Source organism: Aquabacter sp. L1I39 (assembly GCF_017742835.1).
In the GTDB taxonomy this organism is placed as follows: Bacteria; Pseudomonadota; Alphaproteobacteria; order Rhizobiales; family Xanthobacteraceae; genus L1I39.
Genome location: NZ_CP072392.1, coordinates 3,720,540 through 3,736,707, shown reverse-complemented (window position 1 = coordinate 3,736,707; position 16,168 = coordinate 3,720,540). Strand labels below are relative to the sequence as shown.

The following is a 16,168-nucleotide window of genomic DNA, read 5'->3' as shown; positions in this document are numbered from 1 at the left end:
CCTCGCACAGCCCCGCGCAGGCTCGGCCCGGTACACAGGATATGTCCGACCACCCAGGGTCAGGGGACATGTCGTGATGGATCAGATCGCGCCTCGGGCGGCGGTCCGCCCGCATGGGACCGCAGGAAAGGCCCGGCGCCGCGCCGGCGCCGCGTGCCAAGGGCCACGGCCATGAGCGTGCGCCCCGACTTCCAGACCACCGATCTCCAGATCGTAGACACCGCCTTGTCGGCCCGCCTGCTGCGCGGCATCGCCGAACCGCCGACGCGGCTGGTGATGGACCGGGAGGCCCTGTTCCTGGACCGCAGCCGCCGCTCCCGCCGCCGCAGCCTGGTGCCCGCCCAATGGGAGGCGCCGCACACGCCCTATGTGGGGCGGCTGGAGGAATGAGCGTCACCACCCCAACAGGCGTTTAATGTCGTCACGTCAATCGGTTGAACGCCGATTCTCACGTCCACCTTGAACTTGCCGGCCAGAGCCCACCCCGCAGAAAACGGGGCGCCGGGCGCCCCGCCGTCTCGTGCCTCAGCTGCAGTCTTCAAGCGGCCGCCGCATAGCGGTCCACCGAGAGGTCGGTGGTGTCGATTTCCGCCTGCCGGCCGCTCACCAGATCCGCCAGCACGCGGCCGGAGCCGCAAGCCATGGTCCAGCCCAGGGTTCCGTGGCCGGTATTGGTGAAGAGGTTGGCATAGCGCGTGGCGCCGATAATGGGCGTGCCATCCGGGGTCATGGGCCGCAGGCCGGTCCAGAAGGTGGCGCGGGAAATGTCGCCGCCTTCGGGGAAGAGGTCGCCCACCGAATAGGCCAGCGTCTGCCGCCGGGCATCGCGCAGGTTCAGGTCGAAGCCCGCCAGTTCCGCCGTGCCGCCCACCCGGATGCGATCACCCAGGCGCGTGATGGCCACCTTGTAGGTCTCGTCCATGACGGTGGAGACGGGGGCGGCCTCCGCATTGGTGAGCGGGACGGTGATGGAATAGCCCTTCACCGGATAAATGGGCAGGTCGATGCCCAGCGGGGACAGCAAGGCCGGGGTGTAGCTGCCCATGGCCGCCACATAGGCATCGCCAGTCACCACTTCGCCCGTGGCCAGGCGCACGCCGCTGATGCGGCCGCCCTGCGTCTCAAGCCCGGCCACGGTGACACCGTGCCGGAAGGTGACGCCGCGCCCGGCGCAGATGGCGGCGAGGCGCTGGGTGAAGAGGAAGGCATCGCCTGTCTCGTCCCCCGGCAGGCGCAGGCCGCCCACGAACTTGTCCCTCACGCGGGCGAGCGCCGGCTCGGCCGCGATGCAGCCGGCGCCGTCCAGCACCTCATAGGGCACGCCATAGGCATCGAGCACCGAGGTGTCCTCGCTGACATGGTCCAGTTGCTTCTGGGTGCGGAAGAGCTGGAGCGTGCCCATCTCCCGCTCGTCATAATGGATGCCGGTTTCCTGCCGCAGGGCTTTGAGGGCATCGCGGCTGAACTCGGCCACCCGCACCATGCGCGCCTTGTTGCGCTGGTAGGCCTCGTGGGTGCAATTGGCCAGCATCTTGGCCAGCCACACATAAAGCTTGGGATCGAGGCCCGGCCGCACCACCAACGGGGAATGCTGCATCATCAGCCACTTGATGGCCTTGACCGGAATGCCCGGCCCGGCCCAGGGGGCGGAATAGCCGGGCGAGACCTGGCCGGCATTGGCGAACGAGGTTTCAAGCCCCGCGCCTTCCTGGCGGTCCAGAACCACCACTTCGTGGCCGGACTTGGCCAAGTAGAAAGCGGAGGTCACACCGACGACCCCGCTGCCGAGAACGACGACACGCATGGGAGCCTCCTTCAAGCGGGCAGGTAGCGACGGCAGAAACGGGAGCCGAGGCCGGTCAAGAGTTCATAGCCAATGGTGCCGGCGGCACGGGCGGCGGCGTCCACGTCCTGGTGGGCGCCGATGAGATCCACCAGCGTGCCGGCAGCGATGGCGCCCTCCGGCAGGGCGCTGGCATCCAGCACGATGCTGTCCATGGAGACGCGGCCAACCAAGGGCAGGCGCTCATCGCCGAGCCAGGCCGCGCCCTGGTTGGAGGCGCTGCGCAGCAGGCCGTCCGCATAGCCCACCGCAACAGTGGCCAGGCGCGCCGGGCCGGGCACGCGGGCGGTGTGGCCATAGCCCACCGGCGTGGCGGCCGGCACATGGCGCACCTGCACCACCCGGCCCTGGAGCCGCACCACGGGGCGCATGGGGTTTACCGCACCCGCCTGGGGCGCGATGCCATAGAGCGCCGCGCCGGGGCGCACGAGGTCGAAATGATAGTCGGCGCCGAGGAAGATGCCTGAGGAGGCCGCAAGGCTCGCGCGCACGCCGGGAAAGCGCGCCCGCGCCGCCTCGAACGCCGCGCGCTGGGCCACATTGGCCGGATGGGCGGGATCATCGGCACAGGCCAGATGGCTCATGACCAGCCGCAGATCGAGACCGGCAAGGCCCTCGGGGTCTGCCAGCAGCGCGTCCAGCTCCTCCGCCGCAAGGCCGAAGCGGGCCATGCCGGTATCAACCTGCAAAATGGCCGGCAGGCGCCGACCGGCGGCGCGGGCCGCTTTCTGCCAGCCCTCGATCTGCTCCAGGCTGTTCAGCACCGGCAACAAATCATGGGCGAGGAAATCACTCTCCACCCCTTCGGGGCTGCCGTTCAGGACCGCGATGGTGGCTTCGGCCGGCACATGGCGGCGCAGGTCCATGCCCTCTTCCAGGTGGGCCACGAAGAAGTGTCGGCATCCGGCCTGCGCCAGGACCGGCGCGACGGCGGCCGCGCCCAGCCCATAGGCATCCGCCTTCACCACGCCGGCGCACAGCGCGCCCGAGGCGGTGGCGCCAAGGCGCCGGTAATTGGCGGCAAGCGCCGCCAGATCGATGGTGAGAATGGCCCCGGCCCGTCCGGCGCCCATATCGGCGCCCAATGCCTGCGGGAAGGGGCGAGACTCCATTGCGATGAAAGCCATGGGAACCGCCAAAAGCTGGAAGGTTTGTTATGGCTTTACTATAGGCGCAACATCGTGCGAATTTCTCGCCAAACAGTCACACGATATTGCGTGGAGCGGCGGATAATGGATGAGAATTTCGAGCCTCCGCATAATCCACCACGGCCGGTCCTGGACGACATCGACCTGAAGATGATCCAGGTGTTGCGGGTGGACGGGCGCATCCCCAATGCGGACCTTGCCACCGCCGTCGGCCTCTCCCCCTCCGCCTGCCTGCGGCGGCTGCGGCTCCTGGAGAAGCGGGGGGTCATCCGGGGCTATACGGCCCTCATTCAGTCCACGGCGGTCGACGAGGGCTTGGTGGTGCTAACCCAGATCACCCTCGACCGGCAGACCGAGGACTTCCTCAACCGCTTCGAGGCCGCCGTGCGCCGCTGCCCGGAAATCACCGACTGCTACCTGATGACGGGCCTCGCGGACTATCTGCTCAAGATCGAGGTCAAGAATGCCGCCGACTATGAGCGGCTCCACAAGGAGGTGCTCTCCCGCCTGCCGGGCGTGTCGCGCATCCAGTCCTCGTTCGCCATTCGCACGGTGGTGAGTGGCGGCAAATAGAGGCGTCCCGCGCTCAGAAAGTCGGGGGCGTGCAGGCGCTGATGACCTCGCAGGCCACCGGCCCCACGCACCGGAATCGGTGGGGCCTGCGGCTCTCGAAATAATAGGCATCCCCTGGCCCCAGGATGCGGCGCTCCTCGTCCACGGTCACCTCCAGCCGGCCCGCCAGCACGATGCCCCCCTCCTCGCCCTCATGGACCAACGGCACCCGCCCGGTATCGGCCCCCGGCTCGTAGCGTTCTTTGAGGATTTGCAAGGACTTGCCGAACAGGCTCTCGCCCACCTGGCGGAAGGAAATGGGGCCCTTGCCGATCTCCACCAGTTCCTCAGCGGCGAAGAAGACCTTGCGGGGCGCGTCCGGCTCCAGGGCGAAAAACTCTGATAATCCAATGGGGATGCCATCCAGGATGCGTTTGAGGGCACCCACGGACGGGTTCACCGTGTTGGATTCGATCAGCGACACCGACGAATTGGTCACCCCCGCCCGCTTGGCCAACGCCCTTTGGGAGAGCCCATGCTTCAGGCGCACGAAGCGCACGCGGGCGCCGATGTCGAGGCTCATGGAGGGGGCCGTTCCAGGTGTTTCAGATCCGCACCACTATGCGCTTCACGCTCCACTTTTCAATGGGTTGCGCTCCAATAGAAAAGGACTTGTTGCGCCTCGCGAACAGGTCTTCCCTGCCTCAAGAAGGAGCCCACCCATGAACATCGTCACCCCCGCCGCCGTGCGCGGCCACAATGCCCCGCTCGACGCCTATTGGATGCCGTTCACCGCGAATCGTCAGTTCAAGGCGGCTCCGCGCCTCCTCAGCGGCGCTTCGGGCATGTACTACACGTCCGTGGACGGTCGTCAGGTCCTCGACGGCTGCGCGGGCCTGTGGTGCGTGAATGCCGGCCATGGCCGCAAGACCATCGCCGACGCGGTCCAGGCCCAGCTCCTGGAAATGGACTATGCCCCCTCCTTCCAGATGGGCCATCCCCTCGCCTTTGAGTTCGCCGACCGCCTCGCCGCCATCGCGCCGGGCGGGGAAGCGGGCGGGCTCGACCGTGTCTTCTTCACCGGCTCCGGCTCGGAAAGCGTTGATACGGCTCTGAAAATCGCCCTCGCCTACCAGCGCGCCATCGGCCAGTCCACCCGCACCCGGCTCATCGGCCGCGAGCGCGGCTATCACGGGGTGGGCTTTGGCGGCATCTCGGTGGGCGGCATCGTCAACAACCGCCGCGCCTTCGCCCCCCAGCTTCCCGGCGTCGACCATCTGCGCCACACCCATGACCTTGCCCGCAATGCCTTTTCCAAGGGCCTGCCCGAGCACGGCGCGGAGCTGGCCGATGACCTGGAGCGCCTCGTCGCCCTCCATGGCGCGGAGACCATCGCCGCCGTTATCGTCGAGCCCATGGCCGGCTCCACGGGCGTCCTGCTGCCGCCGAAGGGCTATCTGGAAAAGCTGCGCGAAATCTGCACCCGTCACGGCATTCTGCTGATTTTCGATGAGGTTATCACCGGCTTCGGCCGCCTCGGCGCGCCCTTTGCCACCGATTATTTCGGTGTCATCCCGGACCTCGTGACCACCGCCAAGGGCATCACCAACGGCTCCATCCCCATGGGCGCCGTCTTCGCCAGCCGGACCGTCCACGACGCCCTCATGCAGGGCCCGGGGAACGCCATCGAGCTGTTCCACGGCTACACCTATTCCGGCCACCCCGCCGCCTGCGCCGCCGGCCTTGCCACCCTCGACATCTATGAGAGCGAGGGCCTGCTCACCCGCGGGGCGGAGCTGGCAACCCTTTGGGCCGACACGCTTCATGGCCTGCGCGACACCGGCAAGGTGATCGACGTGCGCACCATCGGCCTCGTCGCCGGCGTGGAGCTGGAGCCCCGTCCGGGCGCGGTGGGCAGCCGCGGCTATGACGTGTTCGTGGAGTGCTTCAAGAAGGGCCTGATGGCCCGGGTCACCGGCGATGTGATCGCCCTCTCCCCGCCGCTGATCGTCAGCGCCGAGCAGATCGGCCAGATCGCCGAACTCCTCTCCGACGCCATCCGCGCCACGGCGTGACATGCGGCGGCCGGGTCAGGAAGCGCTCTTCAGCGCGCTCCTGTTCCGGCCGCCCTGCTTGGCCCGGTAGAGCGCCTGGTCGGCATCCGCCCGCAACTGGTCCACGGTCTGCGGATAGGCGGGATCCCATTGGACGATGCCGATGCTCGCCGTGAAGGGCAACGGCGCCCCATCCCAGATCATGACATCCTGGCGCAGTGCCCGCAGCAGGTCGTCCACTACCCGCATGCCTTCGCCCAGCGTGGTGTCTGGCAGGATGAGGCAGAATTCATCCCCGCCCGTGCGCGCCAGCAGGTCGGTCCGCCGGATGCGCTCCGAGGCCACGCGCGCGAAATGGCGCAGGCATTGATCTCCCGCCGCATGCCCCTGGGCATCGTTGATCTCCTTGAAGCGGTCGAGGTCGATCATCAGCAGGCAGAACACACTGCCCACCCTGCGGGCATGGGCGACCTCCGCCTCTATGCGCTCCAGGAAATAGCGCCGGCTGCCGACACCGGTGAGATCATCGGCGACCACGAGGGCGGAAAGATCGGACCGCACCTTCTCCATGGCGGCCAGGAGAAAGCCGAAACAGGCCGAAACGCAACCGAACACCGCGAGCAGAACGCTGACGATGGCCACCGGGTTGGAGATCTTCGCCGGGATGATCTTCACCGAAAAGGCAAGCACGGCGATGAACGTCATCATGTCGCCGAACGCGGCGAGGCCCATGGCCATGGCGCACAGGCGCGAGGCCGGCGTCGCCGCCGGGTCCCGCATGAGATCCCGCACCATCAACAGGAACGGCACGGTCCCCGAGAGGCTGTAGAAGAAGCGCAGGGCGACCGGGTCGTCGCGATACACCGCCAGGGCCACCGCGATGGCGACAATCCAAAGCAGCAGGGCGGTCCAGCGGACATCACGATTGTAGAATTGGCGCAGCCCCACCCAAAGCAATGCAACCGCGATGGCGATCAGCACATGGCCGCCGGTGACGATAACCACGTTGGGATAGACGTAATTATAGGCGACGGCAGCCGCGCCGAACACCACCGACATGCTGGAGAGCAGCCACGTCCCGGGCCCCCGCACGGTGGCATAGGAACGCCAGACCACCAGCCAGGCAATGGAGAAGGCGCTGCCCAAGAAGACAACAAAGACGTAGATCGTGAACAGATCGATTTTCATCGTGTCCGGCCATTCACCGGCCCGGTCGAGCCGCCTCTCATGGCCGCCCCCGGCCACCTTGTTTGTTCTCTTTCACGACCGGCAGGTCTTTGCCGCGGGCGCACGCGCCCGGTGACGCGCTTGCCTCTACCCGTTCCTCCCAAAGGATCGGAGGGCATCCGCCGCCGCGAAGGCGACGCGCATCGCGTCATCACCTCCCCTCAGGCCGGATGCACAGCCGATGTACGTTCCTTAGAGTTGAACCAATGAAGAGGCAGGAACAAGAGGGGATTTCGTATGATCAAGCCCCGCCGCTCAGGTTTTTTTTCCATTCTGGCGCCTGCGGCGAACGAGAATTGGTCGTCTCGACGCCCCACGGTATCATTGGGTCGGCTAAGCTTCACGGTGGCGTTGCGAACAGCCTGCCGGCCCCCTTGATTCGCAAGCCTTCCGGCCCTTCCTCCCGTGCTTTTGCCTGGTGCCGATGAGCCGGGCCGCAGGCACGGCTCCCTCACCGCTTGCAGCCGGTCACCAGCGGATCGAGACCGTCGGGCATATCCCAGTCATTGGCGGGCAGGTTGGCGTAGGCGCCGGTGAAGACCTGCTTTTTCATCTGGAAGTTCACGGGTGTGCCATCGGGCGCGAAGTCGATGATCCAGAAATAGTTGTAGGTGCTGTCGGGCCAGGTGTGCGGCACATTGGGCAGGCGGTCGAGGCCGAGGGTCTGGCGAAGCGTCATCTGCTGGCCGGGATGGGCCGCTTCCAGCGCCGCATTGGCAATGCCTCTGTGCTCCCAGACCACGAACACGGTCCGTCCGGTCCAATGCGGATCATCCAGGAGCAGCCGCGTCACCCAGCGGCTGCGCTCGGCAATGGCGTCCGGGAAGCCGGCCCGCCAGTCCTTGAATCCCTGAATCTCCTCGGGAATCACCGCATAAAGGACCACCGGCTGCTTCCAGGATGTGGTTGTCGGGACAGCCGTCTCCAGCGCGTGCAGCGTCACGGCGAACACCGCCCCCGGTGCCTGCCCGGGGGCCAGGAGGGGCTCGCGCGCCTGTGCGCCGAGATACTGATCCGCCAGGGCGCGGGCGCGCTCCAGCCCCGTCTCGCACAGCCGGAAGTCATCCCGCTTCTCCGCATGCCGCAGCAGGATGACGCGCGCGGGGGCCGCGGCGGCGAGGAGGGGAAAGACGGAAGCGGACAGGAAAGCGAGAAAGGCAAGGCCGAAACGCAACACGTGAACGCTCCCTGGATGGACCATGCGCGCCCTGCCCACCGGGACGGACGACAGACCGGGATGCGCAGCCTCCATCCGCCTTGCGCATCCATCCCCCTCGGTGAGCATAGGAGCCGCTTCGGTAAAGGTGAAGCTTGGCGCATACGCGGAAAGGGCGGCGGCGTTTCCGGCTTGCCCCTCGCTTGCCAAGGCCGTCCACCTCGCCTATGCGATGAGGGGCGACGTTCCCGGGGATCGGATGGTGAAGATGAAGTTCTTGCTCGGAAGCACGGCGTTTTGGGCTTTCGGCCTCGCCCTCGCCGCCTCCGCTCCCAATGCCGCCATGGCCCAAAGCTCCAGCGGCTCGAACGTCCCGAAAGTGGACATTCACCCCCACAATCCCAACGTGATTCAGCTGCCGGTGATTCCCCAGGGCAATTATCTGGATCCCGGCCCCGGCGCGCCGATCCGGCCGGACGTGAAGGAAGGCGACGGGCGGAACGAGGACTATGTCTTCCCGCCCAACCTGGATGGCTTCATGGGCAGCTCGCCCCCCGGCGATCCCACGGCCGACGGCCAGTGGAGCCCGCTGCCGGGCGACACGCCGAGCTTCTGAACGAAAAGCCCCGGTCGCCTAAGGCGCCGGGGTTTTTTCTTGAGCGCAGACTGCGAACCTTGGCGCCCACCTGGCGCGCCAACTGGCACCCACCTGACACCCACAGCATCCGTCCAAACGAAAACGGCGGAGCCCAAGGGCCCCGCCGCTTCCAACACCGGATGAACCGGAAAATCAGCGCTTCGAGAACTGGAAGCTGCGGCGAGCCTTGGCGCGGCCGTACTTCTTGCGCTCGACCACGCGGCTGTCGCGGGTCAGGAAGCCGCCCTTCTTGAGCGGCGAGCGCAGCTCGGGCTCGTAGAAGGTCAAAGCGCGGGAAATGCCGTGGCGCAGCGCGCCGGCCTGGCCGGAGAGGCCGCCGCCGGACACCGTGCACACCACGTCATACTGGCCTTCGCGGCCGGCGACCTGGAACGGCTGGTTGATCATCAGGCGCAGCACCGGACGGGCGAAGTAGACTTCCACTTCGCGGTCGTTGACGGTGATCTTGCCCGTGCCCGGACGCACCCACACGCGGGCGACGGCGTCCTTGCGCTTGCCGGTGGCATAGGCGCGGCCGAACTTGTCCAGCTTCTGCACATGGACGGGGGCGTCCTGGGCTTCCACCTGGCGGGCGTTCAGGGAATCGAGGGACTGAAGAACCTCGGCCATGTTCAGTTCCTCACATTCTTACGGTTGAGGCTCGCCACATCGAGCGCCACCGGCTGCTGCGCCTCGTGGGGGTGGCTCGCGCCCTTATAGACACGCAGGTTGCCCATGATCTTGCGACCGAGCGGGCCACGGGCGAGCATGCGCTCCACGGCCTTCTCGATGATCCGCTCCGGGAAGCGACCCTCGAGGATGAACTTCGCGCTGCGGTCCTTGATGCCGCCCGGGAAGCCGGTGTGGTGGTGATAGACCTTCTGGTCGCGCTTGCGACCGGTGAAGACCACCTTCTCGGCATTCACCACGACGACATTGTCGCCGCAGTCCACATGGGGGGTGTAGATGGGCAGGTGCTTGCCCTTGAGGCGCATGGCGATGATGGTGGCGAGGCGTCCGACGACGAGCCCCGTCGCATCGATCACCACCCACTTCTTTTCGATTTCGGCGGGCTTGGCCGAATACGTCTTCATGGATCGGTTTCCGAATGAGGAAGCCGCTGGGTCCGCCGGAAGCAGGCCACTGCGGCAATGGGCGAGGCTTCTAACCCAGGCCCGTCACACCGTCAACCAAACGTCACCCGCATTTATATTGCAAAAACAACAACTTATAAAAATGGTGCCATAACACCATCAAATAAAGCCGCATTTTCCCGTTGAAACGCGTCGCCCCCGGTCATGTCCCGCGCCGCCCGAGGCTGCGCATCTTCTCCATCCAGGCCTGCCGCCGGGCGGGCGGGGCCGCATCCACCATGCCGAACAGGGTGTGGCGGACCGGGCTCATGCCCACAAAACCCAGAATGTTGCGTTCCAGGCCAAGGATGCCGTGGGCGAAATAATACCACCGATAGATGGTGGCCGGCATGCCCATGGTGACGACCACGCGCGCGGTGCGCCCGTGCAGCAGGGTCTGGGGAAAGCCGGGGCCGGCATAGACGAACGCAAAGCCAGGCCGCATCAATTGCTCCAGGAATGCCTTGACCAGCGCGGGCATGGTGCCGAGCCACAGGGGGAACAGCAGCACCACGTGATTGGCCTCCAGCAGCGCATCGCGGGCCGGGAAGAGGGCGGGAGGCATGCCGCCGGTCTCGAAATCCGCTTGCGTCCGCATCAAGGGAAAATCCAAGGTCGCCACTTCCACCCGCGTCACGCGATGGCCCGCCTCCTGCGCCCCCTGCGCATAGGCATCGGCGAGCGCATGGCACAGATGGCGGCCATTGGGGTCGGGATGACCCTGGATGATGAGAATGGATTTTCCCATGAGGTCCTCCGCCTCGAACCCTCTCCCAGCTTCCAGCGCGGGACATTGATCGAGGTCAGAACCGTCACCTTCCGTAGCGGGAACCCGAAACGCCGACCCCTGTCACCGGTCCGGAATGGAATAGGTGGCCACGCAATGGGCCACCAGATCCTCGCCCGCTTCGCCCCGGATGCCCACATCCCCCACCGCCAGGCGCTTGCCCAGCTTGATGAGGCGGGCATCGGCGAACAGCGCGCCCGGCGCCGGCTTGCGCAGGAAATTGATGGACAGGTTGGTGGTGACCGCCAGCGGAACGAGTCCGATCTGGCCCAGCAGCGCCACATAGACGGCCACGTCCGCCAGCGCCATCATGGCCGGCCCCGATATGGTGCCGCCGGGCCGCAAATGCTCCTCGCCGGCATCGAGCCGCACGGTCGCTGTCCGCCGGCCGAGCGCGACCGTGGTGAAGGGCCGGCCCGCGCCGAATGCCTGCGGAAACTCCACCGCCAGGAACTTGGACAGCTCGTCCATCGCGACGACTGTCTCCGGCCCGTGCCTGCCCATGCGCCTCACCCCATCTCGCTTCTCTTTGAAGCCTTGCATAAAATAGCCGGGCTCCCGCGCAAAGCGTCGAACGACGAGGCCGCCATGACATCCGCGTCCATCACCGCCCCCGCCCCGGCATCCACGCAGGCCGCTCCGCTGCTGCGCTCCGATTCCGGCGGCATCGCCACCTTGACCCTCGCCCGCCCGGCGAGCCGCAACAGCCTCTCCGAGGTGATGCTGGCGGCGCTTGCCGAGACGTTGACCGACATCGCGGTGGATGAGAGCGTGCGCGCGGTGGTGCTGACCGCCGAGGGGCCGGTCTTCTCCGCCGGGCATGATCTCAAGGAGATCCAGGCGCACCGCACCGACGCGGACAAGGGCCGGGCCTATTACGAGCAGGTGCTGAAGCGCTGCTCGGCGGTGATGACCGCCATCGTCCGCCTGCCCCAGCCGGTGATCGCCGCCGTGGAAGGCATGGCCACCGCCGCCGGCTGCCAGCTGGTGGCCAGCTGCGATCTGGCCGTGGCCGGCCAGGCGGCGCGCTTCTGCACGCCGGGGGTGAATATCGGCCTGTTCTGCCACACGCCCATGGTGGCCCTGTCGCGCGCCGTCTCGCGCAAGCACGCCATGGAAATGCTGATCCTCGGCGACTGGGTGGAGGCGGACGATGCCTATCGCATGGGCCTCGTGAACCGCGTGGTGGCCGAAGGCGAGGCGCTCGCCGCCGCCACGACGCTGGCGCAGCGCATCGCGTCCAAGTCCAAGGTGCCGGTGAAGCTCGGCAAGGCGGCCTTCTACGCCCAGGCGGAGATGACCCTCGACAATGCCTATGCCTTTGCCTCCGACGTGATGACCACCAACCTCCTCGCCCGCGATGCCGACGAGGGAATCGGCGCGGTGATCGGCAAGCGCCACCCGGTCTGGGAGGACCGCTGACGATCGCCAGGGGACGGGCGTTTACCGAACATAAACCATGATGGGCGCCTCCTGGTGTCTGCTCGGGATCTGTTGCCGGGCAGTGGAGGCGCCGATCCATGGATCAGCAAGCTGCCGTCGAGACGAACCAGGAAAGCAATGCCGGGGCACGCAGCCCGGTGGTGCGGGTGTCGCTGGCCCTGGCGTGGCTGGTGTTCGGCCTCCTGGTGCTCGCGCTTCTGCTCCCGCCCCGCTTCAGCGCCACGGCCCGCTTCGGCTTCGACGTGGCGGCCCAGCCGCCCGCCGCCAGCGTGAACGGCGTGGTGCAGCTTCTCCAGTCCCGGGAACTGGCCGGCGAGGCCCTTGGCCACATGACCGATCGGGACGTGGCGACCCTTGCCCGTGCCCGCTTCCCGAAATGGATGTCCCGCCTCATGGGCGACGCGGCCGATTGGACCGAGAAGGACAGGGCCGCCGCCATCCTCGCCTCCAGCCTGCGGGTCACCCCCATCAATGGCGGGCGTGCCATCGCGCTGACCGTCTCTGCCGCGCGGCCCGCCCTCGCTGCCCGGGCGGCTGGCGCCTATGCCACGGCATATGCCAATCTCGATGCCTCCGTGCGGGACCGCTCCGGGAATGCGGCTGCGGTGGGCGCGGCCCCCATCCTGCGTCTCGAAAAGCCGCCAGAAGCCTCAAATGTGCCCGATCCGCCGACCCCCGCCCGCCTTGCGGCGCTGGCGTTGCTGTTCATCGGCATCGGGCTTCTCACCGTCTCCCTCGGTCGCCGCACGCGGCCGCGCGGGCCGGTGTCGCCCCGGAGCCTGCCCCGGGAGAGCATCGCCCCGCCTCGCGTCTCCTGGATCGAGGCCGGCTCGACCGGCGGGCTCGGCACCGTGGAAGCAGCCAACCTGCTGGCCCGGCGGCTGACGGCCATGGCTGAGGCCGGCCCGGCTCGCAGCCGACTGGTGGTCGTCACCTCCGAGCAGCCGGTGGACCGGTCGGCGCCAGTGGCGGTGGCCCTGGCGCGGCGGCTCTCCGAAGGCGAGAGCCGCGTCGCCCTGGTGGCACTGGACGGCGATTCGGGGGATCTTGCCGCCCTCGTCTCCGACCCGTGGGCACCCGGCATGAGCGAGATGCTGTTCGGCGTCGCCGGTTTCGGCGAGACCATCCACCGCGACACCCAGTCTCGCGCCCATGTGATCCCGCCCGGCCGCCATGCACGGGGCGGCGTCGGCGTGGTGAAGGCGGAGCGCCTCAGCCTGATCCTGAAGGCCTTGTGCCAGACCTATGACTTCGTGGTGGTGGCCGCCCCCGCCTTTGCCGGCGCCGGCGGGGCGGGACAGCTCGCCGCCCTCGATCCACTGATCGTCTGCATTGAGGAAGACAGCGCGCGCGGCGGCGGCATCGACACGTTCGAGGCGCTGGCGGGGCGGGGCTTCCGCAACGTGGTCATGCTGCGGCTTTCGGTCCCGGACGGGGTGGAGAGCAGCCCCGTGCCGGACAGCCTGCCGGTTCCCAGCCTCACCGCCACCGCCGCCTGAGCAGGACATTTTGTCCGATCCGCGGCTTGGGCGATCATCTCAAGCCTAAGCCTTGCGGTCGGGACGCTCCATCCAGCGGATCAGGAAGGCGGCGGGGATCACCCAGGCCACGCCGAGAATGATGTAGCTCACCGTCTGGAGCGCCCAGTGCAGCTCGGTGACGCGGCCCTGGGCCAGGGCCATGGCCACCAAGGCCCAGACCACCATGAGCGTCAGGAGAAGCACCGTCCCGATCAGCTTGCGCAAACGCTGAGGCATTCTCCACCTTCCTCGCACGAGCGATGAACCGTCCGCCCCGCAGCGCCGTAACCGGACCGCCGGCGGGCCGTGCTCCCCGCCCCCCGCCGCCGGGGCCGGCCTTGCACGGTCGTCTCCCGCTCTATAACGGATCATCGGGGAGGGCCACACCCGGCGCGGGAAAGGACACGAGACCCATGGCTGCAGGCACGGTCGAACCGACAGGCAATTCCATGCGCGCGGTGCGCCTCTGGCTTTACGTGGTGGCGGCCATGATCGTCGCCATGGTGGTGGTGGGCGGGGCGACGCGGCTCACGGAATCAGGCCTCTCGATCACCGAATGGAAGCCCGTCACCGGCATCGTGCCGCCCATGAGCGAGGCCCAGTGGCAGGCCGAGTTCGACAAGTACAAGGCCATTCCCCAGTACGAGATCCTCAACAAGGGCATGGGGCTTGAGAGCTTCAAGACCATTTTCTGGTGGGAATGGGCGCACCGGCTGCTGGGGCGCGTGATCGGCTTCGCCTTCTTCGTGCCCTTCCTGTATTTCGCGGTGCGCGGCGTCATTCGCGGCCCGCTCCTGGGCAAGTGTCTCGTCCTGTTCGGGCTCGGCGGCATGCAGGGCGCCATCGGCTGGTGGATGGTGGCCTCCGGCCTCACCGAGCGCACCTCGGTCAGCCAGTATCGGCTGGCCGTGCACCTCACCATGGCCTGCATCATCCTGGCGGCGGTGGTCCATGTGGGGCGCAGCCTGACGCCAGCGCGGCCCCTTCCCCCGCCCGCCAGCCTGCGGATCGGCGCGTTCGCGCTGGTGGGTCTGGTCCTCTTGCAGATTTTCGCCGGTGGTCTCGTGGCAGGGCTCGATGCCGGCATGAGCTTCAACACCTGGCCCCTCATGGACGGGGCGCTCATTCCGGCGGGCGACAAGCTGGCGTTGCTTTCCCCCGCCTGGCGCAACCTGTTCGAGAATGTCCTCACCGTCCAGTTCACGCACCGCATGATTGCCTATGCGCTCTGGCTGTTCGCCCTGCTCCACGCGTTCCATGCGGCACGCACGGGCGGATGGGCGGCGGCGCAGGCCTGGGGCCTGTTCGGCCTCGTCACCGCGCAGGCCATGCTGGGCATCCTGACGCTGCTGTTCGTGGTGCCGCTGGACCTGGCGCTGGCCCACCAGTTCGGCGCGACCGTGGTGCTGATCGCCGCAACGGTGCACGCCTGTGACCTGTCCCGGGCGGCGGAGCCGCAGGCCGGGCTCGCGCGCCTCAGTTCAGCGCGAGCATGACCAGCGGCGCCGCCAGCAGGTTCAGGAGGCCGGCCAGCACCATCACGAGGCCGGCGATAGATCCTTCCTCGCGGCCGAGCTGATTGGCCTTGGCGACGCCCGCGCCATGGGCGCCCATGCCGAACAAGGCGCCTCGGGCAAGCGCGGAGCGCAGCGGGAGCCATTTCAGCATCACTTCCCCCATGGCCGCGCCGCAGACGCCGGTGAGGATCACAAAGACGGCGGTGAGGTCCGGCAGCCCGCCAATCTCGCCCGAAACCGCCATGGCGAAGGGCGTGGTGGTGGAGCGCGGCATCAGGCTGCGTCCCAGTTCATCGGGCACGCCGAGCACATGGGCCAGGGCCCAGGCCGAACCCATGGCGATGGTGCTGCCCGCCAGCACGCCCACGATCAGGATCGGCCAATGCCGGCGGATGATCGCGCGCTGCTCATAGATGGGCAAGGCGAAGGCGACGGTGGCGGGGCCCATCATGAGAAGGAGCCAATGGGTGCCGCTCATATAGGCGCGATAGTCGGTCTTCAGCGCCAGCGTCAGGGCCGCGACCATCACCGGGGTCAGCAGCAAAGGCCCGGTCCACCAGCGGGGCCACCTCTTGTTGATGGCCCGCGCCAGGCGATAGAGGGCGATGGTGGCCAGTGGCCAGAAGATGAGCTGGAGCGTCGCGTCATCCCACCGCATGGCGCACCCGCCAGCGATAGAGAAGCTCAACCGTGGCCGCCGTACCCGCCATGACCATGAGCGTACCCACGAAGATGACGAGGGCGATCTTCAGGCCGAGGGCGCTGATGAACTCGCCATGGTCGATGACGGCGATGGCGGCCGGCACGAAGAAGAGCAGCATCTCCGCCAGCAGCCAGTAGGCGCCGAGGCGCACCGAGGCCGGCTTGACCCAGCCGGTGGCCAGGAGAACCAGCAGGGCCGCCATGCCCACCACCCCGCCGGGCAGAGGCAGGCCGGTGAGGCGCACGAGCGTGTCGGCGGAGAGCCACACGGCGGCGAGAACGACGATCTGGAGCGAGCGCGTGCGGCGAAGCACGGCCCGGGCATGCAATGCGACGGGGATCATGGCTGAAATCCGGGGAGCGGACCGCGCCGCTCCTGAGTTGCCGTGAACGATACGCTGCATTGCGATATGCGTAAAATGAATTGACAGAATTCATTCAAGTCGCAA

19 protein-coding genes are annotated in these 16,168 nt (G+C 67.6%); 7 read left to right on the top strand and 12 right to left on the bottom strand.

Going from position 1 to position 16,168, the window contains the following annotated elements:
* Positions 1–171: 171 nt before the first annotated feature.
* Positions 172–390 (top strand): hypothetical protein, encoded by a 219-nt coding sequence (locus tag J5J86_RS16920; protein ID WP_209100061.1) that lies wholly within the window; start codon positions 172–174, stop codon positions 388–390.
* A 148-nt stretch (positions 391–538) separates the two neighbouring features.
* On the opposite strand, the gene J5J86_RS16915 is transcribed toward J5J86_RS16920, so the two are convergent.
* Together J5J86_RS16915 and alr are read right to left on the bottom strand one after the other, a co-directional pair.
* Entirely contained in the window at positions 539–1,804 is a 1,266-nt protein-coding gene (locus J5J86_RS16915; protein WP_209100059.1) for a D-amino acid dehydrogenase, read from the bottom strand.
* A gap of 11 nt (positions 1,805–1,815) precedes the next feature.
* A complete protein-coding gene (alr, locus tag J5J86_RS16910) occupies positions 1,816–2,970 on the bottom strand; it encodes an alanine racemase (RefSeq protein WP_247657659.1) in 1,155 nt (384 codons plus the stop codon).
* 105 nt (positions 2,971–3,075) lie between these two features.
* Here alr and J5J86_RS16905 point away from each other — a divergent pair, with 105 nt between their 5' ends.
* Positions 3,076–3,564 carry an Lrp/AsnC family transcriptional regulator gene (locus J5J86_RS16905; RefSeq protein ID WP_209100057.1) on the top strand — a complete coding sequence of 163 codons (489 nt, stop codon included), beginning with the start codon at positions 3,076–3,078 and terminating at the stop codon, positions 3,562–3,564.
* Between the two features lie 13 nt (positions 3,565–3,577).
* Here J5J86_RS16905 and J5J86_RS16900 read toward each other — a convergent pair whose 3' ends face one another.
* Positions 3,578–4,126, bottom strand: a complete 549-nt coding sequence (locus J5J86_RS16900; RefSeq protein WP_209100055.1) for a cupin domain-containing protein — start codon at positions 4,124–4,126, stop codon at positions 3,578–3,580.
* Positions 4,127–4,265: 139 nt separating this feature from the next.
* On the opposite strand from J5J86_RS16900, the gene J5J86_RS16895 reads away from it, so the two are divergent.
* Positions 4,266–5,618 carry an aspartate aminotransferase family protein gene (locus tag J5J86_RS16895; RefSeq protein ID WP_209100053.1) on the top strand — a complete coding sequence of 451 codons (1,353 nt, stop codon included), beginning with the start codon at positions 4,266–4,268 and terminating at the stop codon, positions 5,616–5,618.
* Between the two features lie 15 nt (positions 5,619–5,633).
* Here J5J86_RS16895 and J5J86_RS16890 read toward each other — a convergent pair whose 3' ends face one another.
* Both J5J86_RS16890 and J5J86_RS16885 read right to left on the bottom strand, forming a co-directional pair.
* Positions 5,634–6,785 carry a GGDEF domain-containing protein gene (locus J5J86_RS16890; protein WP_209100051.1) on the bottom strand — a complete coding sequence of 384 codons (1,152 nt, stop codon included), beginning with the start codon at positions 6,783–6,785 and terminating at the stop codon, positions 5,634–5,636.
* Between the two features lie 490 nt (positions 6,786–7,275).
* Complete coding sequence (locus J5J86_RS16885) at positions 7,276–8,001, bottom strand: histidine phosphatase family protein (RefSeq protein ID WP_209100049.1); 726 nt, start codon at positions 7,999–8,001, stop codon at positions 7,276–7,278.
* Positions 8,002–8,248: 247 nt separating this feature from the next.
* Between J5J86_RS16885 and J5J86_RS16880 the strand changes: the two genes are divergently transcribed.
* Complete coding sequence (locus J5J86_RS16880) at positions 8,249–8,596, top strand: hypothetical protein (protein WP_209100048.1); 348 nt, start codon at positions 8,249–8,251, stop codon at positions 8,594–8,596.
* A gap of 174 nt (positions 8,597–8,770) precedes the next feature.
* Here the strand turns inward: J5J86_RS16880 and rpsI are convergent, their stop codons facing one another.
* The 4 genes from rpsI to J5J86_RS16860 form a co-directional block, all read right to left on the bottom strand.
* Entirely contained in the window at positions 8,771–9,247 is a 477-nt protein-coding gene (gene rpsI / locus J5J86_RS16875) for a 30S ribosomal protein S9 (protein WP_209100046.1), read from the bottom strand.
* Between the two features lie 2 nt (positions 9,248–9,249).
* Complete coding sequence (gene rplM / locus J5J86_RS16870; RefSeq protein ID WP_209100044.1) at positions 9,250–9,711, bottom strand: 50S ribosomal protein L13; 462 nt, start codon at positions 9,709–9,711, stop codon at positions 9,250–9,252.
* A 202-nt stretch (positions 9,712–9,913) separates the two neighbouring features.
* Positions 9,914–10,498: an NAD(P)H-dependent oxidoreductase gene (locus J5J86_RS16865; RefSeq protein ID WP_209100035.1), complete on the bottom strand. Its 585-nt coding sequence runs from the start codon at positions 10,496–10,498 to the stop codon at positions 9,914–9,916.
* A gap of 102 nt (positions 10,499–10,600) precedes the next feature.
* Positions 10,601–11,008, bottom strand: coding sequence for a PaaI family thioesterase (locus J5J86_RS16860; RefSeq protein WP_342449104.1), 408 nt, complete (start codon positions 11,006–11,008; stop codon positions 10,601–10,603).
* 117 nt (positions 11,009–11,125) lie between these two features.
* Here J5J86_RS16860 and J5J86_RS16855 point away from each other — a divergent pair, with 117 nt between their 5' ends.
* Together J5J86_RS16855 and J5J86_RS16850 are read left to right on the top strand one after the other, a co-directional pair.
* Positions 11,126–11,959, top strand: coding sequence for an enoyl-CoA hydratase (locus tag J5J86_RS16855; protein WP_209100031.1), 834 nt, complete (start codon positions 11,126–11,128; stop codon positions 11,957–11,959).
* A gap of 98 nt (positions 11,960–12,057) precedes the next feature.
* Positions 12,058–13,479: a hypothetical protein gene (locus J5J86_RS16850; RefSeq protein WP_209100029.1), complete on the top strand. Its 1,422-nt coding sequence runs from the start codon at positions 12,058–12,060 to the stop codon at positions 13,477–13,479.
* A gap of 45 nt (positions 13,480–13,524) precedes the next feature.
* On the opposite strand, the gene J5J86_RS16845 is transcribed toward J5J86_RS16850, so the two are convergent.
* Positions 13,525–13,737 (bottom strand): DUF2842 domain-containing protein, encoded by a 213-nt coding sequence (locus tag J5J86_RS16845; RefSeq protein ID WP_209100027.1) that lies wholly within the window; start codon positions 13,735–13,737, stop codon positions 13,525–13,527.
* Between the two features lie 176 nt (positions 13,738–13,913).
* Here J5J86_RS16845 and J5J86_RS16840 point away from each other — a divergent pair, with 176 nt between their 5' ends.
* Positions 13,914–14,996 carry a COX15/CtaA family protein gene (locus J5J86_RS16840; RefSeq protein WP_209100025.1) on the top strand — a complete coding sequence of 361 codons (1,083 nt, stop codon included), beginning with the start codon at positions 13,914–13,916 and terminating at the stop codon, positions 14,994–14,996.
* Here J5J86_RS16840 and J5J86_RS16835 read toward each other — a convergent pair.
* Together J5J86_RS16835 and J5J86_RS16830 are read right to left on the bottom strand one after the other, a co-directional pair.
* On the bottom strand, positions 14,977–15,675 hold the full coding sequence (locus J5J86_RS16835) for an LrgB family protein (protein WP_209100023.1): 699 nt from the start codon (positions 15,673–15,675) through the stop codon (positions 14,977–14,979). The two genes, J5J86_RS16840 and J5J86_RS16835, sit on opposite strands and share 20 nt — an antisense overlap.
* Positions 15,662–16,063, bottom strand: a complete 402-nt coding sequence (locus tag J5J86_RS16830; protein WP_209100021.1) for a CidA/LrgA family protein — start codon at positions 16,061–16,063, stop codon at positions 15,662–15,664. The genes J5J86_RS16835 and J5J86_RS16830 overlap by 14 nt, the downstream gene beginning before the upstream one ends.
* Positions 16,064–16,168: the final 105 nt, after the last annotated feature.